This window comes from Leuconostoc gasicomitatum LMG 18811, assembly GCF_000196855.1.
GTDB classification, from domain to species: Bacteria; Bacillota; Bacilli; order Lactobacillales; family Lactobacillaceae; genus Leuconostoc; species Leuconostoc gasicomitatum.
Window position 1 is genome coordinate 750,738 of the sequence record NC_014319.1, and the last position, 23,662, is coordinate 774,399.

A 23,662-nucleotide genomic window follows, 5' to 3' on the forward strand; every position below is an offset into this window, starting at 1 on the left:
TAAATGTAACAGAAACGAAGCTAGTTTGTCAATAAGAAACTGAAATAAATGGCAATTTTAATCAAACAAGACATGATTACCATACACATTTTTCAATAATACACCAGTAATGACTTATGAGTTATGTTATTATTGTACTAGAATAAATTGGAGGTATCATGTTATGGATAATGATGAATTAGTTTTGCAGGATCTCGTTCGAATTAATACTGCTGGAAAAAATGAAGTGGCGATTGCTAGATATTTAAAAAAGTTATTTGATGAGCATGATATTACCAATGAAATAATTGGATTTGACGATGGACGAGCAGGTCTTATTGCTGAAATTGGGAATGGACATGGTCCAATTTTGGCTTTTGATGGGCATGAAGATACAGTTGCTTTGGGGGATAAGACGCGTTGGCAAACAGACCCATTAAGTGGCATTAAAATTGACGATAAAATATTTGGCAGAGGAATCACTGACATGAAATCAGGCTTAGCAGCTGGTGTGTTAGCGATGATTCGGTTAAAGAGAAACGAGCATTTATTAAATGGTACGTTTAAATTATATGCAACTGTTGGTGAAGAAACTGGTGAACTAGGTGCCAAGCAAATGGTTGAAGCTGGATTGGCCAATCAGATTGATGCATTATTAATTGGTGAACCCAGTGGCATACAGCTGGACTATATTAAATCACTACCGGCAGCACAATCGTTGCCTGGCATTGTCATGGCAGAAAACATACATGATATCAGTGAGAAGAACAAAACAGCTGAGCAACATTTTTTAGAAATTGCACACAAAGGTGCAATTTCTTATCGTATTACGAGTCAAGGTATTACGGCACATAGTTCAATGCCTGAACTTGGCGTCAATGCCATTGACGCTTTGTTAACATTTTATAATAAGCAACAAGAACTATTTAACGATATCTCTAAAATTCAAAACAAATTACTGGGCAAAACGACACCGGTTGTGACACAAATAGCTGGTGGAGAACAACCCAATACCGTACCTGGTAGTGCAACAATGGGTGTCTTTGTGAGGACAATTCCAGAGGTACCCCATGAAAAAATAGTATCAGAAGTTGAAAAAATCATTAACGAGATAAATGCTAGTGGAAAAGCTGAGCTGAGTTTGACGATTAATTTTGAAAATCAGCCTGTTTACTCTAATCCGAATGGTAGATTAAGTCAAATCACAAAGGAAATTGGCGAAAAGCTAATACACCAATCATTACCCTTTATTGGTGTTTCTGGTGGTACTGATGCTTCACAGTTTATTAAGGCTAATCCAAATATGGAAGTTGTTATTTTTGGACCAGGAAACATTACAGCACACCAAGTTGATGAATTCGTTGATGCCGGTATGTATCACTCATTTATAGATATTTATGAATCAGTTGTACGTCAATATTTGAAATAAGTGACAAAGGGCCTCACACAGTTAGCATATAATTGTGTGAGGCCCTTATTTTTTCTAAATAAGAATAAAATAAGCGTCGAAAAAATCAGGGTGACATTATTTAATCTTTAAACGAGAGACTAAACTTGCGTCTGGTGTCACATACATGGTTTGTTGTCCTTCAAAAATGACAAAACCAGGTTTTGAACCATTAGGCTTACGCAATTTACCGGCTGGTAAATAATCAACTGGAATATTGGCAGAGTCACGTGCTTTACTAAAGTAACCAGCTAGCTTTGCGGCTTCAACTAGTGTCTCATCTGAAGGATTTGCTGAGTGAATAATAACATGAGAACCAGGTATTTTCTGAACATGGAGCCAAATATCACGACGATCAGCTTGTTTTAGTGATAGACGTTCGTTTTGTAAATTATTTTTACCGACTTCAATTAATGTACCGTCTGAACTTTCAAATTTATCTGGTTTTGAAACTTTTGGTTTTTGTTTGTTCTTTTTATTAGCACGAATATAACCACCGTTGGTTAATTCCAAACGAATATCTTCAACGTCTTTTGGCGAAGCAACATCAAGTTGTGCAACAATGTTATTAAAATAATCAATTTCGGCATCTGTCAAGGTCACTTGTTCGTTCACATAGGCCACAGCTGTTCGTAATTTACGATATTTGGTGAAATATTTTTCAGCATTCTTCAAGCCATTTAATTTAGGATCTAATGTGATTTTAAGTAAACGATTGTTATCATAGTAATTTTCAATCTCAATTGACGTCATGCCTTTTTGGACGAGATGAGGGTATGTAATCAACAAATCTCCCATGACTTTAAGGTCATCAGCGTTTGTTGCATCATCAAGTGTTCCTAGCAACTTTTTTCGTTTTGAATTATTTTTTTTGAGTTCATTTTTAACAACGCGGACTAGTGAACCGGCTTGTTGATTTACACGTTCACGTTCTGCTTTACCAATATAGTAAGCATCTAGCATATCGCCAAGTGTAGGGAAATGTTCACTAGTAGCATAATCTTGCAACCAGTCAAAAGCAGCATAACTTAATGTACCATTCTCAGCAGTGAAAAGTGTCGGCTTTAAATCATTAAAACGTGCCAACCAATTTTTAGCGTGTGCTAAATGATCGCCATCTTGATTAATGGTTTGGGCCAAAACCTGAGCGGAATCGCGCCCAAATCCTTGGTATGTAGATTGAATAAACTTGGCCCAGTCATCAAAAGGTGTATCCAAAATCATCGGTGCCAATGTTTCTAAGGCCCCGGTGATAAACGGATTCTTGAGATTTTGAGCTGGCGGTAACACGTACGTAGCACCAGGCATTAATGAGCGCACACGGTTTTGATCTGCTGGTACGTGTTTGATAAGTTCTAAAATACGAGAATCAGTCTCACGAATTAAAAACAAATTCGAATGACGTCCCATCATTTCAAGAGTTAAACGAATTTGTTGGATATCTCCTAATTCATTACGTGCATTGACGTAGAAGTTGATGATGCGATCGTTTTCTACTTGTTCAATTTTTTGTAGTTTTGCACCCTCTAAATAACGTCGTAAGAACATGACAAAATTAGGTGCAGTTTGTGGATTTTCATATGGAATGTGTGTAATTTGTGTTCGTGCATAAGTCGGATGTGCACTTAAAAGAACAGGGTAGTTAACACTGTTATTGCGTACAACCAGGACAATTTCGTTTGGATAAGGCTGATGCACTTTTGTGATACGACCACCAACGATTAGTTCATTAAGTTCATGCACCAGTGCATGTGTGAAAAGGCCATCTAATGGCATATATAGTACCTCGCTTATTATTCTATTGTATCGTAACGCGGAATCAATAACCTATAATTCAATCTGCTTATTAAAAAAGCCTTTAACTATATTGTTAAAGAGACCGTTTCAAAATTAAACAATGTTAGATCCGTGCACTTCGGTTACACCGAGTGTATCAGCAATAGCTTGTGAATTAGCAACTGTAATACCACCACCAGGCAATATTGTTAAGTTTGCTGGGGCTGCGTTTACAAGCACTTGTAAATGTGGCAATAAAGCCATAATTGGTGTGGTAAGGTCACCACCATGTGTTAAAATGCGATGTACGCTGTGGTCTGATAACCAATACATAGCCTGTTGCTGTTGATCATGATTAATAGCATCAAATGCCATGTGCATAATAACTTGTAAATTTAATTCAGTGGCATGTATAATTAATTCGGACATGGCTTCTTTGTCTAAAAGACCGTCACGAACAACACCAAATGTTACAAATTGACCACCAAGATCAGCAATTTGTTGTAAGCTATCTCGCATTTGTTGCAATTCAATGTCAGAATAGGCGAAATCACCATCACGAGGACGCACCATGATAACGACTGGCACATCATCAATGGCAATCAGGGTATCAATGATTGTGCGCGTGTCTGGTGTGAGTCCGCCTAAGTCTAACCGACTATTTAGTTCAATACGATTAGCGCCTTTTTGACGCATTTGTTTGGCAGTTTCGACAGAATCGACCGCTGCTTCTCTAATTGTAATTGTCATGTAACCATTTTACCACAAAATTGCAAACAAAAAACCTGTGCCACAATGGTACAGGTTTTCATGTGTGATTACTTCTTTTCTATAACTTGCTTGCCGTTATAAACACCAGAAGGTGAGACACGGTGAGCTACACGGTACTCACCAGTTGTTTGATCCAACATAATGTTAGGAACATTCAAACCAATGTGTCCGCGGCGGTTACGCTTGTGAGACTTTGAGTTCTTGTTTGATGGGGTAGCCATAAATGGCACCTCCTTTCGTTTCAATTTATCAACTAGTCAAGTTTACCGAAATTTAACACTTTTGTCAATAGGTTTGTTAAAAACAATGTCAAGGTATTTTACTTGACATGTCGTTGTGCTAGTTGTACCGTGATTTCTTTATGATGAAACCATGATGATTGGACAATAGCTAGGACATCATTTGCAAAGTACATGAGGTAGGTAACTAAAATAACCAAGGCAGAGGCGCCGAGTGCGCCTCCGGCTGCAACAGTAAATCCCCACAAGGCGATTTGCATAATACCTTGCAGTAGCCAAGCAAACCAGCTTTCAGAAAAACGAAAAGTTGTTAAGACAGCACCGACTAAACCAGTACCTAATACTAATGAATCTGATATTGGGCGTGGTGTATGGAGTACTTGCGTTTCAAATAAGTAAGCGGCCACGAAAGCGACCACAGCCACGATACCAATAACAGTGTACCAAAATGATTTACCATGTTTTTCGCCACGAATATCTGTTTCGTGAATAAAGCGGACATGTTTGTCAGTATCTTTAACCCAAGACGGCATGACCAAGACAGGTATGTCTAATAAAATAACATAGGTTAATTGTAATACCGCGTCAGCAGGATTACTGTGTAACCAAGCAACATAAATATAAATAGCGGCCGATAAAAGACCAAAAAGGCCATTCATAGGCTTTGCCTCTTTTAGACCGAGGACAGTTGTCCAACCAAATGCTGCTGCAAAAAATGTGGCAAAAGTCATACCACTAATTGGGGCACCCATACCAAAACTGGTATAGGCAATGATTAGTAGTCCAATACTTAGTAGTGTGTAAGATAATCGTGTCCAACCCTTGAATTGTTCAGCGTACCAAAGTGGGTTGATCAGTTGCCAGTGAGAAATTTGTTTAGATGAAGTGTTTTGCATGAGTTTACGTTTGCCAAAATTAAGGCACTCTGGATGGTTTCTGCAACTTGACAGTACTTTGAGAGAGCGGCTTGGCACCTTTCTTTTTATCAGGAATTGTTAAATTAAATGAGCTTTCCCATATATTTATTGGGTGTAATATCAAAGAAGTCATAATTTGCTAATTCAGCAGTCGATGTGACGTGAGCATCTGTACCAAAGGATAGCATGAGGTTAATTGGATGTTGATCTATATTTCCAGAAAATACTGACACAACCGGCGTGTTTGAAGCTACCGAGTAACCTAATTCCATTGCTGTACCTGTGTCGGCATCTTCTGCCTCAAAAATCGCAACAGTGAGATCGGAATTGTCAATTGCTTTGATGTCTGCTTTATAGGTCATAGCCCCCCATTCAAAATCTGGTTCGCTATTAGCATCACCTAATGCCATACCGCCATATTGATGCAACAGGGGCACGTGAATGTGTGCAATTGTTGGATTAGCACTGAGCTGAATAAAAGCATCTTTCAGTAATACTTCTTGTGTATCTGAGAACCAGCCCGCTGCCAAATAAATGTTTTTAGCTCCAGGTAGCTTTTTGTCATTGTCAACATGACGATTGATTTCTTCGAGGTCGGCAATCAACTTTGTTTCGTTCATAATGTGTTCTCCTTTAATTTTCAACATAATATAACTGTACAACAGATTATTTTGTAAGTGTTGTAATATCGCTAAACAGACAAATTTTGTCTAGAACTTATTTTATCATGTATTTAAAAGTCATTGTGTCGTTTGTATATTATGTTTGACATAAAAATTGTGGTACACTAATCTTATTCAAAAAAATTAAGTTAGGGGAACGTGTCTCGCAAACCTTGTTTGGTTTGACGAAATACATCAATCATATGTTTTTAATAGATTTCATCCTCCATATTGATGCGCACATCGCTAGTCTGGTGACGCAATTTGGACCATGGACTTACCTCATTTTATTTGCCATTATTTTTATAGAGACAGGGATTGTCATCATGCCATTTTTACCTGGTGACTCATTACTTTTTGCTGCTGGCGCAGTTGCGGCAACACCAGCTGGTCTACATGCTGGGTTAAATCATTGGGTATTTATGCTCCTGTTCTTCATTGCTGCAGTAACAGGTGATTCCTTGAATTTTTGGATTGGCCGTACAGGTGGCTACAAGCTTATTAGACATCCAATAGTTGGTCGTTTTATCAAGGAAAATCATATTCATGAAGCAGAGGCTTTCTTTGAAAAACGTGGGGCAGCAGCGATTATCATTGGGCGGTATATGCCCATCGTACGGACATTTATTCCTTTTGTGGCTGGTATTAGTCAGTTTCCATATAGTCATTTTTTAAGAAATAATGTTATCGCCGCTTTTTCATGGAGCCTGATTGCAACAGGGGCAGGTTATTTATTTGGTAATATCCCTTTTGTCAGCGCACATTTTTCAGTGATTATTTTAGGAATTGCATTAATCACACTGTTGCCAACAATTATTGGAATCATTCGTTCGGTAGTTATTAGCCAACGTGCTAAAAAAATAACAAAATCAAAAAAATAAGGCTGCCTTTGAGGTGGCTTTTTTAGTATAATGAAATTATGAATAATTTAAAAAAACTACAACAATTAACTGGCATATCTGCCGAAGAAATTAGCGATGCTTTGGACATTGATTTGGCCTTAATTAAATCGTTTGAGAATGAAGAAAATATGCCAACAGTTGGTGAATTAGAAGCGCTAGTTGGTATCTTCTCTAGCCAACTTGATGCACAAGGCATTGAAACACAATCAGAAAAGCATCCAATACACATTCGTTTGTCAGTGGATTATTTAATGAATCTTGGTATCACAACTTCTGACTGGATCACGCTCAAGTGGGCATTTGAAGGAAAATGGCAAGGTGATAAGCTGGCTGTTGGTTTCTTTAATCAAGGTCAATTAACACGAGTGGTCACGTCTAGTATGGATTTTGTCACTGCGTTTGCCGGTTATTTAATCTTACAAACAGAAGGTGAGTTTGAGCCCTATATTGATGAATTTGATGATGATAAGGAATATGATTGGCGGTTGTTACGTATAAATGAAGATCACTTCACAGATGTAACGCAAACAATAATTACAACGGACTTACCGGAGATAAGTTAATGACGGAAAATTTGATTCTGGCAACAGATGCCTACAAGTTAACACACCATTTACAGTATCCAACAAATATTACAAAACTCTACTCTTACGGTGAAGCACGTACTGGTGGGCGTTTTGATACAGTCAGTTGGTTTGGTATGTCTATGATTTTACATGATTATTTTCATCAGCCAATCACAGACGCTATGATTGATGAAGCCGAGCAAGTATCTAAGCTGACGTTTAATACATCAGCTTATTTTAATCGTGTAGTCTGGGAAAAAGTGCGCGATTTAGGTTATTTTCCGGTTAAAATTAAAGCATTGCCTGAAGGGCTTGAGGTGCCAACCGGTAATGCGCTATTCACAATTGAATCAACAGCTGACTGGTTTGCAACGAGTTTAAATGCGTTAGAAGTCGTGCTCATGCATGTTTGGTATCCAACGACAATTGCCACTAACTCTTTGTATATAAAAAAACGCTTGCGACCTTTGTTTGAAAAGTCAGGCACAGTAGCTGGCATAACACTAGCTGTTAATGATTTTGGCTTACGTGGGGCGACCTCGCTTGAATCAGGTAAACGTGGTGGTTCTGCGCACTTATTACATTTCCAAGGATCCGATAACATGGCTGCTTCACAATATTTTAAAGATGTTTATGGTGTTTCTGGACGTGCTTTGTCAGTGTGGGCGACTGAACATTCAGTCGCAACTGCTTATGGTGCAGGTCAAGGAGAGTTTGACTACGTTAATGCGCAATTGGATCGTGCACCTGATAGTGCTATTTTGTCGATTGTGATTGATTCATATGATGCATTGAATTTTATTAAAAAAGTTATTGGCTCCTCAGAAATTAAAGACCGCATCATTAAACGCGCCGGACGAATTGTTTTACGCCCTGACTCTGGTGAGCCAGAAACGATTGATTTACAGGTATTATCGTTATTAGGGGATATTTTTGGCACCACAATTAATGATAAAGGCTATAAGGTATTGCAGCATAATGTTGGCGTGATTCAGGGAGATGGCATGAAAGCAGACACAATTGTGTCACTTTATGAAGCAATTATGCAAGCCGGCTGGTCAGTAGATAATTTAGTTGTTGGTTCAGGTGGTGGTTTGCTACAAGAAGGGTTTACCCGAGACACTGAAAGATTTGCGATTAAAGCAGCTTATGCTGAGAATGCCGCCGGTGAGAAAATTAACATCCAAAAAAAGCCTAAAACTGATGCTGCAAAAACATCAAAAGCTGGACTGCTTAAGGTTGTTTTACGTGATAAGGACATTGTGACCGTTTCTCAAAATGATCCTGGTCAAGACTTATTACAGACAGTATATGAAAACGGTAAGATACTATCTGTTAATGGCAATGATGTCATTAATCGAACACTTTTTTGAGGTATTGACATGAACTATCAATTTAAAAAACAAGCTGAGTTAAATGATGAGGTTGAAGTGACGATGCTTGACGTTAAATCTGCTGCACAGGCCTACCGTGATCGTGAAAAACGAGATAAAAAGCCAGACAGTGCGCCTGAAAATGAGGTTGTGGGACATGGCCTTCGGGCGCTTGCAACCGAGTCTGCTATTGGTAAAGATGAACGTAAAATTCAAGTAGCTGCATTGTTTAATGCTGGCATGACGAGTTACATTGATTTGTCCTTTGAAATGAATTTGGCAGAATCAACCATTCGACAGTACGGTAAAGAACTTGGTCTAACTTTTATTGATACAGAATACTAGATTAAAGGTTTGACATTTTTTACGCAATAAGTTATGATTACTACAATATAAAAAATTAATTTCACATAGAGGTCGCGATTGACATGAGTCGCTTGGTTAACCTGTTATCACAGGTTAATCAAGTAAAAGGGGATATCGCCGAAATGAATCGTCTTCAAAAGAGATATTTGTTGGGCTAATAGCTAATAACTATTAGACTGTCGTTAGAAATAACGGTGAGCTATGGAAACAGTCAAAATTGCTAAACACAAAAGCCTTTTGTCCGTGACCTAGTCTCGAACAAAGGGCTTTTTATGTGAAATAAAGGGGAATTGTTAGTTTGTGTACAATTGTTTGCACAAATAGAACTTAGGAGAGTATATGAGCTACCCAATAAACACGGCACAACATTTGACAATTGGTGAGGTTGACGCAATTGATTTAGCAAAAACTTATGGGACACCATTATATGTATACGATGTTACTAAAATTCGTCAAACTATGCGTGATTTTAAAGCTATTTTTGAAAAAGAAGATGTTCCTTATGTCGTGAGTTACGCGTCTAAGGCATTTGCTTCCAAAGCCATTTATCAAGTGGCCCAGCAAGAAGGAATCCATGCTGATATTGTTTCTGGTGGTGAACTTTACACGGCATTAGCAGCTGGATTTGATCCTAAACATCTAAGTTTTAATGGCAACAATAAAAGTTGGGATGAACTCACCATGGCAGTTACCGAGGGTGTCGGAACAATTATTGTCGATAATTTCTTGGAATTACAACTATTGTCAGAAATTACTACTCAAAATGGTGTGAAACAAGATATATTATTGCGAATTTCACCAGGCATATCGGCGCATACACATGAATTCATTAGTACGGGTCAACAAGATTCTAAATTTGGATTTGATTTGTTAACAGGACAAGCTAAGACAGCTTATGACATTGCTAGACAGAATGAAAATTTTAATTTACGTGGCCTTCATGCACATATTGGATCACAAATTTTTGATGTGACTGGTTTTGAAAAAAATGCTGCACTATTAGCAGAGACGGCAAAAAGTTGGGGATTTCAACCAGAAGTTATCAATGTTGGTGGTGGTTTTGGTATTCGTTACACGTCAGAAGATGAACCGTTACCTGAAAGCGAGTATGCAGACGCTATTATCCGTACATTGAAGAGTAAAGCAGCCGAGTATGATTGGAAAATGCCAGAAATTTGGATTGAACCAGGTCGCTCAATTGTCGGGCCAGCAGGCCAAACGCTTTATACGATTGGTTCACGGAAGGATATTCCTGACTTACGTCACTACTTAGCAGTTGACGGGGGTATGGGGGATAATATTCGGCCAGCGCTTTATCAGGCAAATTACGACGCAATCTTAGCCAATAACCCTAACGCATCAACCCAAGAGGTTGTGCGTGTGGCAGGTAAGTATTGTGAATCAGGGGATGTGCTAGTATGGCAACAAGCGTTACCGAAAACCAAACCTGGCGATATTTTATCTGTTTTGGCAACTGGTGCTTATGGATATGCTATGGCGTCAAACTATAACCGTAATCCAAGACCAGCTGTTGTATTTGTTGAAAATGGCAAACATCAAGTAGTTATTGCACGTGAATCATATGCACATTTAATAGCTTTGGATCATGATTATATGTTAAAAAACGGTAAGTAATACGCTGTTTATAGGGCAGTAAAACTAAAACAAACAAAGGGAAACTAAGGACTCATGACAGAAATTCAAAATGACGCGCAACGATTAATTGATTTTATTGCCAATGCTAAAAAGGTGACACCGGTAAAAGTTACTTATAAGGGTGTTTTAGATGGTGAAATCCCAGCCAATGTGCAACAATTTGGTGGCGTTTCATTTGGTCAATTGATTGGTGATTGGTCTGACGTACAACCCCTAATTGCTAGTCTACCTAGTGAGAGTGTTTATATTGAAAATGAGTCACGCAACTCGGCTGTACCTCTGCTAGATAAGTTGCACATTAATGCGCGTATTGAACCCGGTGCTATTATTCGTGAACAAGTTGAAATTGGAGATAATGCTGTTATTATGCTTGGAGCAGTCATTAATATTGGTGCTGAAATTGGCGCTAGCACGATGATTGATATGGGTGCAATACTTGGTGGTCGTGCAATTGTTGGCACGAATTCACATATTGGTGCGGGCGCTGTTTTGGCAGGGGTTATCGAACCAGCCTCTGCGCAACCCGTTCGTATCGGTAATAATGTCTTGGTTGGCGCTAATGCTGTGGTCATAGAGGGCGTTCAAGTGGGGGATGGCGCGGTCGTTGCAGCAGGTGCCATTGTAACAAAAGATGTGCCGGCCAATACTGTTGTGGCTGGTGTGCCAGCCAAAGTGATTAAAAAAATTGATTCAAAAACACAGCAAAAGACTGCCTTGATTGACGCTTTACGAGGATTATAATGACTGAAATAACTTTTGAAAATTTACAACAATATCGTCGGGATTTGCATTTAATTCCTGAGCTGGCGTTGGTTGAATTCCAAACGCATGCTTATTTAATGGACAAAATAACAAATTGGCAAAATGATACGATGACTATTCGTACAGTAGCAGAATTACCAACCGCCATTTTGGTACGTTTTGAAGGTAGTGACCCAAAACGAACAATTGGTTATCGTTCAGATATTGATGCCTTACCAATCGCAGAACAAACAGATCTGCCATTTCAGTCAATTCATGCCGGAGTCATGCATGCTTGTGGCCACGATGTGCATATGAGTTTGGCTTTGGGAATGGTGCAATACTTTAGTCAACACCAGCCCAAGGATAATTTTATTGTTTTCTTTCAACCGGCTGAAGAGGCAAAGAGTGGTGGCAAACTGGCTTATGATTTAGGACTTTTTGAAGACGAATGGCGTCCAGATGAGTTTTATGGCATTCATGATCAACCAGATCTACCAGCAGGAACATTGAGCACACTAGTTGGCACTTTATTTGCTGGCACTGCTGAATTGGTAATTGACATTCATGGTCAAGGTGGGCACGCGGCTTATCCACATTTGGTTAAGGATCCTATTGTTGCGGCTGCGGAATTAATTATGCAGCTACAGACTGTTGTTTCTCGTTCAGTTGATCCGATTAAAGGTGGTGTGGTTAGCATTGGGGTTATTAATGGTGGAAAAGCTAACAACGTGATTCCAGATAATATCCACTTAGAAGGCACCGTCCGTAGTATGACGCGCACTGACTTGGATATTATGCTAACCCGTATTCGTCAAATTGCAGCAGGTGTTGCGTTATCTAATGATATAACAATTGATGTTGTGCTAGAAAGCGGTAGTTACTTACCAGTTGAAAATAATCCAGAGTTAGCAAATCAATTAATTGATTTCATGCAACTACGTGACGATATTGCTTTTGAATTGGCACAGCCAGCGATGACTGGGGAAGATTTTGGTTACTTGTTACAACAAATTCCAGGAGTCATGTTATGGTTAGGTGTCAATGATAATCATGCGTTACACAGTCCTAAGCTAAATATAGATGAAGCTGCCTTATTACCTGGTTTTACAGCGTTAAGAGATTTTATTGAATGGCGAATGAACCAGTAGACCAGCTATTAGTGCAATTAAGCAAATAAATATAATTAAGAGGAAAAAGCGATGTATGAGAACATTAATTTAATTACGGCTATTATTACGCCTTTTGATGAAGCAAATGAAATTGACTATTCAGCTTTAAAAAAGGTGATTGATTATTTATTATCTCATGGCACGCAAGGTCTGGTTATTGCTGGAACAACTGGTGAATCACCGACATTGACACACACAGAAAAGTTAGCATTGACGCAATACATTGCGGATTATGTTGGCGATAAGGTGCTATTGATAGCTAATGCTGGAACAAACAATACAGCAGAGTCTGTCAAAAATGCGCGTGAATTGAGTGCTATTACTCATATTGATGGTATTCTAGCTGTGACACCGTATTATAATAAACCAAGTCAGAGTGGTATGATAGCACATTTTACAGCAATAGCAGATGCATCTAATAAACCAGTGATGCTATATAATATTCCGGGTCGTTCTGCAGTAGGACTTACTGTTGACAGTGTTGTAAAGTTAGCACAACACAAGAATATTAATGCAATTAAAGAAACAACTTCAGCGGAATTTATAGGTGCTGAAATTGAACACACACAAGCAGAAAACTTTGCTGTTTATACAGGTGAGGATGCACAAACACTAGCTGCTTATGCCCAAGGTGGTGCCGGAACTATTTCAGTTGCATCACACCTATATGGTAAGGAAATGACTGATTTATTTGCTGCAATGAATACTAATAATTGGCGTGAAGCCGGCCGCATACAGCGTTACCTAACACCACGCATGAACGCTTTGTTTGCGTTCCCATCACCATCACCGGTCAAAGCAAAATTAAGTGAAAAAGGTTTGGTAAAAAATATTGCAAGATTACCAATTTTGCCATTGACAGAACAAGAAAAGAAAACGCTTGATGGACTTTTGGAGACTAATTCATGACAAAAATAATTTTGGCTGGTGGCTTTGGTAAATTGGGTTTGGCCATTCAAGAAGGCTTGGCAGCAACTGATTATGAAATTGTCGGTATTTTAAGCGGCCATCACCATGAAAGTCAGTATCCTGTTTGGACATCACGTGATCAAATAATTGAACCAGCAGATATTTTTTTAGATGTTAGTACACCAGCGACTGTATTTGAAAATGCGCAGTGGGCTATAAAGCATAATATGGCAATTGTTATTGGCGCCACTGGTTTGACTGAAGAGCAAGTGACACAATTACGTGAGCAATCAGAACATGGTATTTTAATTGTGCCCAACTTCAGCCTTTCCGCTGTATTGTTAATGCAATTTGCACAACAAGCTGCAAAATATTTTCCTGATGTAGAAATTGTTGAGACGCATAATCCTAAAAAAATTGATGCCCCATCAGGAACTGCTGTACAAACTGCTAAATTGATTGCAAACGAACGGATTAATGCAGCACAAAAAACAAGTGATGGTGAAGCACGTGGGCAGCGCGTGTCAGATATTCCTGTTCATGCGCTACGCTTACCAGGGTATATCGCACAACAAAGTGTTTATTTTGGTGGTATTGATGAACAATTAACATTAACACAAAGCACAACGAGCCGATTGGCTTTTGTACCAGGCGTTTTGCGTTCATTAGCTGGTGTTGAAAAAATAAATGATTTAAAAATTGGATTAGAAAATGTTTTATAGTAGTCAAAAAATCTATCTATACTGCTTTGTCAACAAACACTTGACTATTTGCAGAGCATTAATTTAACAGTGGCGAAATCCACTTTTTTTGTGCTTTTATTTTGATGGATTGACAAGATTAAAGATGATAGCAACTGTTTTAAAAATATGAATCTAATAAGATCACCATGACGCTGGAAGTGTTACTGCACTAGAACTAACTATGATTAGTAAAAAACTTATAGCATATTTTTCTCAACTTTGAATAATCAAATTAGTAAATGTCAAATTAGCGTTTTTAATCCAAAATTTTTACGATGTGTGCGTCAATTTAGTACGTGTGTTACTAACAAAATAAGCACTTTGGTCTTTTTTTGCGTACAATAGACATATGAAAACAATTACGAAAATTGCGACACAAAAAAAGCTCGGACGTTACAGCATTGATTTAGACAAACAATTTGCATTTGGTGTGTCTGAAAGTGTATTAATTAAATATGGCTTAGCAAAGGGTCGTGAGCTTGATGATACGTTGATTGAACAAATCAAGCATGACGATGAAGTTGCTAAAGCGTTTAATACAGCAATAAACTACTTGGGTCATGCTTTACGGACAATTAAACAAGTGAAACAAAAATTAACTGAAAAAGCAGTTTCTGAAGATATACAGGTACAGGTGGTTGCGCAATTAAAAGAATTAGGCTATCTTGATGATGCTAATTATGCTATGCACTATGTGTCAACAAAGAAATTAATTAGTCCCAAAGGACCCAATACTATAAAAATGGATTTGCAGCAGGCTGGGATATTAGAAGACGATATTGAGAAGGCACTTGCATCTTACACTTATGAAGAGCAAATTGAAATTGCTCAAAAAATGGCGATTAAATTTGCTAATACTTACAAACGTGAATCCACACGTGCCAAGCAACAAAAAATTATCCAAGCTTTAGCCAATAAAGGATTTTCGTTTGATATTGGTCAAACTGTGGTATCAGAACTCGATGTTGGAAATGATGATACAACTGAGTTAGATAATGTTAAAAGACAAGCCGAAAAGCTCTGGCATCGTTATCGAAATGAGCCATTGAGTCAACGACAGTATAAGACAAAAAGCCATCTTTATACCAAAGGTTATAGTCGTGAGGTTATTGATACCATCATGTTAGCACTTGAAAGTGAGTCTTAATCATGCAGATTTATGATTCAAAAGTCATACAAACAAAACTTTCAGTGGCAGAGCAACAAGCGGATAAAATATCACAAGAGTTACAACGTTTGCAAAAAGCAGGCAGAACCGATAGTTATATGGAGCAACAAATCAAGACATTAAAAAATCAATTTCCGAATTTAAAATTAATTATTATGCAATTAAAAAAACAGCTTATCTCTGCTAAAAAATCTAACCAAAAAACAAACACGCAACATTTTGTGCGTAGCAATAATCATCGCAATGACTTGTAGTCTATCATTTGATCGTGAAATTTGATACAATTAAATAGAAATTCGGTGTCAGAAGAGTAGGTACGATCATGAGCTTTGATAAGTCGAATCGCGGGCCACGCGAGGGTGATTTCATCACGATCAAAAGTTACAAGCATGACGGCTCGTTGCATCGAACTTGGCGCGATACCATGGTTTTGAAAACCAGTGAAAATGCTATTATTGGATTAAATGATCATACTTTAGTAACGGAAGATGATGGCCGTCGCTGGGTGACTAGAGAACCGGCGATTGTTTATTTTCATAAGAAGTATTGGTTTAATATTATTGCAATGATACGTGATAACGGTGTGTCGTACTACTGTAATTTAGCATCTCCTTATGTGCTAGACAAAGAGGCGCTAAAATATATTGATTACGATTTAGATGTTAAAGTTTTTCCAGATGGGGAAAAGCATTTACTTGATGCAGATGAATATGCTGCTCATAGTAAAAAATGGCATTACCCACCAGAAATCGATCAAATTTTGAAAGCACATGTCAAAATTTTAGTGGACTGGATTAATGACGGCACAGGACCTTTTTCACAAGGTTATATTGATGTGTGGTATGCAAGATATCAACATTTGATGCAGCAGCGGCTTAAAGATCGTCGTTGAAAGGAAAGACACGCAAATATTTGTGTGTCTTTTTGTGTGATAAAATATAGAAAGAATAACTGATATGTGAGATAACATATTCGTTTTCGGGTACGTATGAAAAGAGGGTCAAATGGCACTAACAATTTATATGAATCATGCACGCACTGATTTACGTCATGCCTTATTACAAGATGTACAGACGAAAATGCAACAAGATAAAACGCTAACGGTTTATTATATCGTACCAAATCATGTTAAGTTTGATAGTGAGGTTGATGTTCTAAAACAATTTGCAATAATAAATGGTCAAAATCCTAAAAAAGAATTATACGCACAAAGTCGATTACAAGTATACTCATTATCACGATTGGCGTGGGCGTTGTTAAAAAATTCGCCTGATATACAGCCAAATATCATACAAAATACTGGTTTATTTATTATGGTATCAGATATATTGCGGGACTATGCAGGACAATTACCTATTTTTGCACGTATGCAATCTAAAAGTGGCTTCATATCAGCACTAGTCAAACAGTTAGTAGAGTTACGTGCCAGTCATATTACGCCACAAGATTTATTGCAAATTTTAAACGATACGAGTAATGATGCCACTTTTTTACACCAAACACTTGGCAGCAAGTTACGTGATTTAGCAATTGTTGCCGATGCCTTAGATAGAAAAATAGGGCAGGAATACATAACTGCTCAAGAAGTTTTGCCTTTTTTTGCTATGCAGTTAGCGGGATCATCACTAAAAAATGTGGCATTTTATTTTGATGGTTTTAATGGTTTTACGAGTGCTGAGATGCAGGTGATCACGCAATTGATTGCAAAATATCCAGTATCAATTGCACTTTTAGGGCAGGCTGATAGATTAGGAAAACAACAAGATGGCGATGTCTTTAATAAACCGATGTATACAGCGCAACAGCTCATACATACTGCTCAAATATTTGAGCAAAAAGTGCAGATCAACGCGCCAAAACAGTTACGTCATCTAAGCCAAACAACAAAACAAGTGTTATTGGCTTGGGAAAGTTTAGGTGAATACCGCGCTTTTAATGGTGACAAAGATCATGTTAACTTACAGACATTTGCTGCTGAAAATACAATTGTTGAAATACAAGAAGTTGCGCGACGCGTTCGACAGTTACTCGTTAGTGAACCTGAACTGCGTTTACGTGATATTTTAATTCTGGCGCGTGATTTAACACCGTATACTGCACATATACCAGAAGTGATGTCACAATTTGACTTGCCTTACTTTCTTGATAATGATCAACCAATGGCTAATCATCCATTGGTTGAGTTACTATTGAATTTGTTATTACCGCAAAAAGATAGGTTTCAATACCAAAATGTGATGGCTATTTTGAAAACAAGTTTATTACGTCCATACTTGGATGATGCATTAGTTTCTGAAACAGAATTTTTCGATGTGATGGGTTATTTTGACAATTATCTTTACGCAAATCGACCCTATGAAACAACTTGGCGTAATTTAGATAAACCATTTGAACTATTCACAGTTGTTGATTCAGTAGACGAGGATGATGCAACAATTACTTCAGATGACAGTATAGTCAATCGACGAATTGAAACAATGCGTCGATTTATATTGTCAGCATTTGATGATTTACAGCGACAATTGGATCAAGCAAAAACAATGCGACAAGCAGCCACAAATTTGGTACTGTGGCTAGAAAAATACCATGTTGATAGTGCTATTTTAGAACAACGTGATGTCTTACTTGCGGCAGGTGAATTAACGCGTTCACGTCAAGGGGAACAGGTTTGGCAACTATTTATTCAAACACTTGATGATATTGTAGCAATCAATGGCGATCAAACATTTGACCTGACAATATTTAAAGAAGTATTGAATGCTGGCTTTTCTGGGGCAAAATTTTCTGGAATTCCTAATAATTTGGACCAGTTGACAATATCTGAAGCAGGTATTGTTCAAAGCAATCATTATAAACAACTTTTTTTTATTGGTGGTACACGTACAAATTTACCAGCACAAACAAAAACAACTGCGTTAATTAATGATGCTGAAAGATTAATTGTACAACCAGCTTTGCAAGAAGCTGGCACAACAAAGTATTTACAAAATACAGCACAACAACAAATGGCAGAAGAAAACCTACTATTTTATGGTGCTTTGGCGACGACAACAAGTGGGGTCACATTCTCATATCCCATATTAGATGCAACTGGTAAAATATCGGAAATATCGCCTTTTTTCAAAAGATTAATTGATACTTTTGATATTACGATTAAAAAAATTAGTAATGTACCATCTAGCAGTGTTGATTTGTTGAAGCATTATATTGGTACACCTCGAGCAACGTTGTCTGAATTAGTTAAAATTATACCAACACAACAAGCAACGGCAGCTTTTAAAGCAGTTCAAAATGCTATTAGTCAGCAACAAAAAGAGCGTTTGATGCGTGTTTTACAAGCGCCAAACTATCGCAATACGATTCAGACTTTAAAGCCGGAATTTGTACAGGCGCTATTTGGTGAACAATTAAACGTTTCCATATCTCAGTTAGAAAGTTATTATAATAATCCCTTAGGCTATTTTCTGCAATATGGTTTGAAATTAAAAGAACGTGCGACTAATGAGTTGAACGTGGCCCAAACAGGGACACTTTATCATGCAGTGCTTGAAGCTGTATTACAGCGCTTAATTCAAGAAAATATTAGCTTACGAGATATTAAAACATCAGCCTTGATGATGTTATTACAGCAAGAATTGGCTTCCCAACTCATGTTACCAGAGTATAACTTGCTACAAGAGAATGGTAAAATGCGTGCCATAAGAGATTATTTGCAAAAAGTGAGTGAGACATTGTTAACTAATTTACAGCGTGCTGCTCGTGTTAATATTGCGCGACCTAGTGCTGTCGAAAAATTGTTTGGCTTTCCGGATAAAAATGCGTTACCAGCTTTAAAATTTTCTCGGGGACAAATTAATATGCAAGTGCGTGGTAAAATTGATCGTTTTGATATTCAAGATAACACACAAGTATTTGGTACAATTATTGATTATAAGTCTAGTGGAAAACAATTTGATTGGGGGCAAGCATTTGATGGGCTACAAATGCAATTATTAACTTATTGGCAGGCAGCGCAAATGAATGCTGAAGCACTTGGTGTTGAAGCCATTGGCGGGGCGTTTTTTGCACAAATAGCCCCACAAAAGCGACTGATATCAGATTTTAAAGGTGATGTTAGTGCCCTTTTAGATGGGCAAGTGAGACCAGATATTTTTAAATATCGCGGCCTATTTGTTTCAGAAGAAGATTATATTGATAGTTTAGATAATTTATCTGACAGTAATATCTCACAATTTTACCAACTCAAGAAGAAAAATGATGGGGAACTTTACGCCAATAGTGATTTTGTAGCTGCGCAGGATTTTGCATTATTATTAAAACGTAATACTGATAATATTATGTTTGCCGGAGAGAGAATATTGGCAGGCCTTTTTCCTTTAAAACCTACGGCAGCAAGTTTACAGTACACACCATATGGTGATATTTTACGGTTTGATCGATCATTAGGTGATACTTATCGACCAGAAGCACCTAAAGGCAAGGCCAATATTTTAAAAATTTTACAGGAGGCAGATGATAATGGCGACAACATTTACAATTAATCAGCAACGTGCAGTTGAAGAAACAGGGCATAATATTTTAGTCGCAGCCTCAGCTGGTTCTGGTAAAACAACTGTTTTAATTGAGCGTCTCATTCAAAAAATTTTGTCTGGGACTAGTGTTGAAAATTTTTTAATTGTGACATTTACTAATGCAGCTGCTAAAGAAATGCGAGAACGTTTGGAAGCAGCACTTGAAAAACGAATGAAAACGGCTGATAGCCAGATGAAACGTTTCTTACAAGAACAGTTGTTGTTACTACCAGCGGCTAATATTTCAACAATAGATGCCTATGCCTTGCGTTTAATTGAAAATTATTATCATGTGATTGGTTTAGATCCACAGTTTCGATTACTTTCAGATACTGCGGAACGCGACTTATTACGCCAAGATGTGTTAGACGAAGTATTTGCGTCATTTTATGAAGAGTCTCACGAAAATCATGCAGATTTTTTAGCGCTGGTCACTAATTTCAGTAGCCCAAGTGATGATACGCAATTGAAACAAATTGTTTTAAAATTGGCAGATTTTGCAGAAGCACGACCAGACGGTGATGCGTGGTTGCAACATTTAAATGATAATGACATATCAAAAATTAGTGATATCACGCAGTCAACTATATATCAAAATGACATATTGCCAATAATATCTGACATGATTAAACACCTTTTAAGTTCAGCAACGTCAGCGCAATCTTTAGTTGAAGGCATACCCGAGTTTAAAAAAACACAAGCAGGGTTCATGACTATTGTTGACTACTTGCAGCACATTCAGTCAGATTTGATGGGTACGACATGGGATAACTTACGTGAAAAAGTAATTCAAATGCCAAAGGTAAGTATTGAAACTCGGGCAAGTAAGGGGATAAAAGACGAACCAGACATGCTGTCTATTTTGGCTCAGGTGACTGCGATTAAAAATAAAATTGTCGGCTCTAAATCTGATTTAAACCAACTAATAGACTCATTTTTTAGATTTGATCAAGCAAATTGGCAAAAAATACAACGCGCAACGGACGAATTAGTGCGCACACTAATTGTCGTCACACAAACTTTTCGTGTGACCTTTGCACAATCTAAGCGGGAAAATAAGCTGGTTGATTTTCCGGATTTAGGTGCATTAGCATTGCAAATATTAGCTGATGAACCAACGCGAAAAACAGTTAATGGACAATTTATTGAAATATTAGTTGATGAGTATCAAGATATTAACCAGTTACAAGAAACCCTATTGTCTCTTGTATCGAACGGGAAAAATATGTATATGGTTGGGGATGTCAAGCAGAGTGTTTACGGTTTTCGTCAAGCAGATCCCACATTATTTACAAGCAAGTATAAGCAATTTAACACGACAGAAAATGATGATAGTCGGATTGAGTTAGCTGATAATTTTCGATCACAAAATAACGTGACACGAATGACAAATTTGATATTTACGCAATTAATGGATGAAAAATTAGGGGATATTGCGTATGCTGGTGAGGCGAAGTTAGTTCCAAAAGCGACATATCCAACTGCAGTACCAGCGGTATTTGACATTGATATCATAACAAAGCAGACTTCGGATCCTTTAGTGAACGATCAAGAAGAGACACAGGTATTTGAAAAACGCCAAGCACAGTATGCACAATTGGCTGATAAAATTTTAAAATTACGGGAAACGACGTTATTTGATCGTAAAAGCAAGCCAACAGGTATGCGGCCTGTTAATTATGCTGATATCGCAATTCTAACGCGATCAAAATCCGGTTATATAGACTTAGTGGCTACTTTGAGAGATGCTGGTATTCCTGTTCAAGTAGAATCTGTGGGTAATTATTTTCAAACCATGGAAGTTTATTTAATTCTTGATGTTTTACGTGTGATTGATAATCCACATCAAGATATACCATTGGTTGCTGTGCTACGTTCACCGTTGTTTGATTTTACAGAAAATGATCTTGCAGCTGTACGATTAGCAGATCAGAAGCATGATTATTGGTCAGCATTACAAAAATTTTCTGAAAATAGTCCACGTAGTAAAAAAGTTATCGCTTTGTTTGATAAGTGGCATTTATTGGCTACTCAAAATGATTTGGTCACATTAATTTGGACCATATTTGATGATACAGCTTGGCTAGATTATGTTGCAGGTATGCCTGGCGGGACACAAAGGCAGGCTAACTTGCATGCTTTGTATGAGTATGCACGCACTTATCAAAACAATACGAATGCTGGGTTGTTTAGATTTGTGCGTTATATCGAACAGCTGCAAGAAAATGATGGTCAATTAGGGGAAGCACCACAAGAATCTGATGCACAAGCAGTTCGTCTGATGACGATTCACGCCTCAAAAGGACTAGAATTTCCAATCGTAATTTTACCAGAATTTGATAAAGCATTTAATACAAAAGATTTGACAGGTAAGGTCTTAATTCAAAAAGACGCAGGCATTGGTATTGATTATTTACAACCTGACGCGTTGGTATCTATGCCAACTTTGCAAAAATTAGCAGTGCAACAAGCCATTAAACGGCAAAGTTGGTCGGAAGAAATGCGGTTGCTTTATGTGGCATTGACACGTGCTGAACAGCAGATATATGTCATTGGAACGGTTGCAGTTGATGAGAATGGGCAAAACAAACAATTATCTGATCTGTGGCAACGTGCTAAAAATACTGCTGGTCAATTTTTAAATGAGGATTTACGTTTGACGGCAAAATCTTATTTGGCATGGTTAATCATTAGTTTAGCACGTACTAAAAATGATGTCCTTGAAAATTGGCTAGGTGACGGGGATGTACCGCGTTTATTAGGTTCAGAAACGCTACTGGATGCCGAATTAACTGTGAATTTTATTTCCGAAAATGACATTGTTTTACAACATTCATCAGATACATTCGGCGCTGATGAAAAAATACTAAACGCATCATATGATGCAAATGACTATGCGCAGGCTCAAAAAATTTTGGCCTATGATTATAAAAATAAAATTGCTAGTAGTACAGCAGCTTACCAATCTGTTACTGAAATGAAACGCTTATTTGAAGATCCAGATCTTCTTAACTTGAAGACCTTAGACATCGATGAAGACGGTGATTTCAAACCTGCTAATGAATTAGTTAATCAAAGTTTAATGCTACCGGGATTTATGACCGATGGTTCGCATAAACCATCAAGTGCGGCAGTGGGTATAGCGACACATCTATTATTACAACTGATCGATTTTAAGCAAATACAAACAAGGCAAACACTAGAAGAATTACGTGATAATTTAGTCAATAGTAAACGCATTTTGCCACAGGTTGCAGCTTTAATTAATATTGAACAATTAATGGCTTTTTTGGACACACCATTCGCTAAGCGTTTGCAACAACATGCAGATACATTGCAACGAGAAGCGACATTTGCAATGATTATGCCAGCTAATCGTATTTACCAAACATTGACTGATGATGCGCCGGTATTAGTTCATGGTATTATTGACGGTTATTTTATTGATGAGTCAACGCAAGCAATTACTATTTTTGATTATAAGACAGATTTTATTAGGCATGATCGTGTGATAGAGGAGTTACAAAAAGTAAAAACACGATACCAAGGTCAACTAAGACTATATCAGCAAGCCTTGCAACAAGAATTCCCAACATATACATTTCATGACCCACAAATTATCGCTTTAAGCGTTGGTCAAGTAATCAGTGTGACACCACCTCATGTGAATGGATAGACGCAGACAAACTGTTTGATTGATCTTT

Annotated in this window: 20 protein-coding genes and 1 riboswitch; of the genes, 15 read left to right on the forward strand and 5 right to left on the reverse strand. The window is 37.7% G+C overall.

The features are described 5' to 3' along the window. Positions 1–163 precede the first annotated feature (163 nt). Positions 164–1,408: an ArgE/DapE family deacylase gene (locus LEGAS_RS03660; protein WP_010387858.1), complete on the forward strand. Its 1,245-nt coding sequence runs from the start codon at positions 164–166 to the stop codon at positions 1,406–1,408. Positions 1,409–1,504: 96 nt separating this feature from the next. Here LEGAS_RS03660 and LEGAS_RS03665 read toward each other — a convergent pair whose 3' ends face one another. The 5 genes from LEGAS_RS03665 to LEGAS_RS03685 all read right to left on the reverse strand — a co-directional run bounded on the left by LEGAS_RS03665 (position 1,505) and on the right by LEGAS_RS03685 (position 5,749). Further along, positions 1,505–3,202, reverse strand: coding sequence for an NFACT RNA binding domain-containing protein (locus LEGAS_RS03665; protein ID WP_013231442.1), 1,698 nt, complete (start codon positions 3,200–3,202; stop codon positions 1,505–1,507). Positions 3,203–3,316: 114 nt separating this feature from the next. Further along, entirely contained in the window at positions 3,317–3,952 is a 636-nt protein-coding gene (locus LEGAS_RS03670; protein ID WP_010387856.1) for a copper homeostasis protein CutC, read from the reverse strand. Between the two features lie 68 nt (positions 3,953–4,020). Next, the gene (gene rpmF / locus LEGAS_RS03675) at positions 4,021–4,194 is read right to left on the reverse strand and encodes a 50S ribosomal protein L32 (protein WP_010016813.1); all 174 of its coding nucleotides are present in this window, start codon (positions 4,192–4,194) and stop codon (positions 4,021–4,023) included. A gap of 98 nt (positions 4,195–4,292) precedes the next feature. Further along, a complete protein-coding gene (pnuC, locus tag LEGAS_RS03680) occupies positions 4,293–5,108 on the reverse strand; it encodes a nicotinamide riboside transporter PnuC (protein WP_010387853.1) in 816 nt (271 codons plus the stop codon). Between the two features lie 104 nt (positions 5,109–5,212). Further along, on the reverse strand, positions 5,213–5,749 hold the full coding sequence (locus tag LEGAS_RS03685; RefSeq protein WP_013231443.1) for a nucleoside 2-deoxyribosyltransferase: 537 nt from the start codon (positions 5,747–5,749) through the stop codon (positions 5,213–5,215). Between the two features lie 245 nt (positions 5,750–5,994). Between LEGAS_RS03685 and LEGAS_RS03690 the strand changes: the two genes are divergently transcribed. The 14 genes from LEGAS_RS03690 to addA all read left to right on the forward strand — a co-directional run bounded on the left by LEGAS_RS03690 (position 5,995) and on the right by addA (position 23,634). Continuing rightward, positions 5,995–6,672 (forward strand): VTT domain-containing protein, encoded by a 678-nt coding sequence (locus LEGAS_RS03690; protein ID WP_013231444.1) that lies wholly within the window; start codon positions 5,995–5,997, stop codon positions 6,670–6,672. A 38-nt stretch (positions 6,673–6,710) separates the two neighbouring features. Further along, positions 6,711–7,256 (forward strand): helix-turn-helix domain-containing protein, encoded by a 546-nt coding sequence (locus LEGAS_RS03695; protein WP_013231445.1) that lies wholly within the window; start codon positions 6,711–6,713, stop codon positions 7,254–7,256. Continuing rightward, the gene (locus LEGAS_RS03700) at positions 7,256–8,632 is read left to right on the forward strand and encodes a nicotinate phosphoribosyltransferase (RefSeq protein ID WP_013231446.1); all 1,377 of its coding nucleotides are present in this window, start codon (positions 7,256–7,258) and stop codon (positions 8,630–8,632) included. The genes LEGAS_RS03695 and LEGAS_RS03700 overlap by 1 nt, the downstream gene beginning before the upstream one ends. A 9-nt stretch (positions 8,633–8,641) precedes the next feature. After that, positions 8,642–8,977: a hypothetical protein gene (locus tag LEGAS_RS03705; protein WP_013231447.1), complete on the forward strand. Its 336-nt coding sequence runs from the start codon at positions 8,642–8,644 to the stop codon at positions 8,975–8,977. 58 nt (positions 8,978–9,035) lie between these two features. Further along, positions 9,036–9,208, forward strand: a riboswitch (Lysine riboswitch). A gap of 129 nt (positions 9,209–9,337) precedes the next feature. Next, entirely contained in the window at positions 9,338–10,633 is a 1,296-nt protein-coding gene (lysA, locus tag LEGAS_RS03710) for a diaminopimelate decarboxylase (protein WP_010387836.1), read from the forward strand. A 54-nt stretch (positions 10,634–10,687) separates the two neighbouring features. Beyond that, positions 10,688–11,395, forward strand: a complete 708-nt coding sequence (dapD, locus tag LEGAS_RS03715; RefSeq protein ID WP_013231448.1) for a 2,3,4,5-tetrahydropyridine-2,6-dicarboxylate N-acetyltransferase — start codon at positions 10,688–10,690, stop codon at positions 11,393–11,395. Then, a complete protein-coding gene (locus LEGAS_RS03720) occupies positions 11,395–12,546 on the forward strand; it encodes an N-acetyldiaminopimelate deacetylase (RefSeq protein ID WP_010387833.1) in 1,152 nt (383 codons plus the stop codon). The genes dapD and LEGAS_RS03720 overlap by 1 nt, the downstream gene beginning before the upstream one ends. Before the next feature lie 51 nt (positions 12,547–12,597). Then, on the forward strand, positions 12,598–13,476 hold the full coding sequence (gene dapA / locus LEGAS_RS03725) for a 4-hydroxy-tetrahydrodipicolinate synthase (protein WP_013231449.1): 879 nt from the start codon (positions 12,598–12,600) through the stop codon (positions 13,474–13,476). After that, positions 13,473–14,198 carry a 4-hydroxy-tetrahydrodipicolinate reductase gene (dapB, locus tag LEGAS_RS03730; protein ID WP_010387829.1) on the forward strand — a complete coding sequence of 242 codons (726 nt, stop codon included), beginning with the start codon at positions 13,473–13,475 and terminating at the stop codon, positions 14,196–14,198. The genes dapA and dapB overlap by 4 nt, the downstream gene beginning before the upstream one ends. A 370-nt stretch (positions 14,199–14,568) precedes the next feature. Beyond that, a complete protein-coding gene (gene recX, locus LEGAS_RS03735) occupies positions 14,569–15,366 on the forward strand; it encodes a recombination regulator RecX (RefSeq protein ID WP_010387827.1) in 798 nt (265 codons plus the stop codon). Positions 15,367–15,368: 2 nt separating this feature from the next. Then, positions 15,369–15,641: a hypothetical protein gene (locus LEGAS_RS03740; RefSeq protein WP_013231450.1), complete on the forward strand. Its 273-nt coding sequence runs from the start codon at positions 15,369–15,371 to the stop codon at positions 15,639–15,641. A 68-nt stretch (positions 15,642–15,709) separates the two neighbouring features. Further along, positions 15,710–16,279, forward strand: coding sequence for a nucleoside tri-diphosphate phosphatase (gene ntdP, locus LEGAS_RS03745; RefSeq protein ID WP_010387822.1), 570 nt, complete (start codon positions 15,710–15,712; stop codon positions 16,277–16,279). A gap of 112 nt (positions 16,280–16,391) precedes the next feature. After that, a complete protein-coding gene (locus LEGAS_RS03750) occupies positions 16,392–19,928 on the forward strand; it encodes a PD-(D/E)XK nuclease family protein (RefSeq protein ID WP_013231451.1) in 3,537 nt (1,178 codons plus the stop codon). Further along, positions 19,906–23,634: a helicase-exonuclease AddAB subunit AddA gene (gene addA, locus LEGAS_RS03755; RefSeq protein WP_013231452.1), complete on the forward strand. Its 3,729-nt coding sequence runs from the start codon at positions 19,906–19,908 to the stop codon at positions 23,632–23,634. Before LEGAS_RS03750 ends, addA begins: the two co-directional genes overlap by 23 nt. Positions 23,635–23,662: the final 28 nt, after the last annotated feature.

Coding starts and splice junctions, on each gene's coding strand:
- LEGAS_RS03660 (WP_010387858.1), top strand. CDS start 164: ATGGATAATGATGAATTAGTTTTGCAGGATCTCGTTCGAATTAATACT.
- LEGAS_RS03665 (WP_013231442.1), bottom strand. CDS start 3,202: ATGCCATTAGATGGCCTTTTCACACATGCACTGGTGCATGAACTTAAT.
- LEGAS_RS03670 (WP_010387856.1), bottom strand. CDS start 3,952: ATGACAATTACAATTAGAGAAGCAGCGGTCGATTCTGTCGAAACTGCC.
- rpmF (WP_010016813.1), bottom strand. CDS start 4,194: ATGGCTACCCCATCAAACAAGAACTCAAAGTCTCACAAGCGTAACCGC.
- pnuC (WP_010387853.1), bottom strand. CDS start 5,108: ATGCAAAACACTTCATCTAAACAAATTTCTCACTGGCAACTGATCAAC.
- LEGAS_RS03685 (WP_013231443.1), bottom strand. CDS start 5,749: ATGAACGAAACAAAGTTGATTGCCGACCTCGAAGAAATCAATCGTCAT.
- LEGAS_RS03690 (WP_013231444.1), top strand. CDS start 5,995: ATGTTTTTAATAGATTTCATCCTCCATATTGATGCGCACATCGCTAGT.
- LEGAS_RS03695 (WP_013231445.1), top strand. CDS start 6,711: ATGAATAATTTAAAAAAACTACAACAATTAACTGGCATATCTGCCGAA.
- LEGAS_RS03700 (WP_013231446.1), top strand. CDS start 7,256: ATGACGGAAAATTTGATTCTGGCAACAGATGCCTACAAGTTAACACAC.
- LEGAS_RS03705 (WP_013231447.1), top strand. CDS start 8,642: ATGAACTATCAATTTAAAAAACAAGCTGAGTTAAATGATGAGGTTGAA.
- lysA (WP_010387836.1), top strand. CDS start 9,338: ATGAGCTACCCAATAAACACGGCACAACATTTGACAATTGGTGAGGTT.
- dapD (WP_013231448.1), top strand. CDS start 10,688: ATGACAGAAATTCAAAATGACGCGCAACGATTAATTGATTTTATTGCC.
- LEGAS_RS03720 (WP_010387833.1), top strand. CDS start 11,395: ATGACTGAAATAACTTTTGAAAATTTACAACAATATCGTCGGGATTTG.
- dapA (WP_013231449.1), top strand. CDS start 12,598: ATGTATGAGAACATTAATTTAATTACGGCTATTATTACGCCTTTTGAT.
- dapB (WP_010387829.1), top strand. CDS start 13,473: ATGACAAAAATAATTTTGGCTGGTGGCTTTGGTAAATTGGGTTTGGCC.
- recX (WP_010387827.1), top strand. CDS start 14,569: ATGAAAACAATTACGAAAATTGCGACACAAAAAAAGCTCGGACGTTAC.
- LEGAS_RS03740 (WP_013231450.1), top strand. CDS start 15,369: ATGCAGATTTATGATTCAAAAGTCATACAAACAAAACTTTCAGTGGCA.
- ntdP (WP_010387822.1), top strand. CDS start 15,710: ATGAGCTTTGATAAGTCGAATCGCGGGCCACGCGAGGGTGATTTCATC.
- LEGAS_RS03750 (WP_013231451.1), top strand. CDS start 16,392: ATGGCACTAACAATTTATATGAATCATGCACGCACTGATTTACGTCAT.
- addA (WP_013231452.1), top strand. CDS start 19,906: ATGGCGACAACATTTACAATTAATCAGCAACGTGCAGTTGAAGAAACA.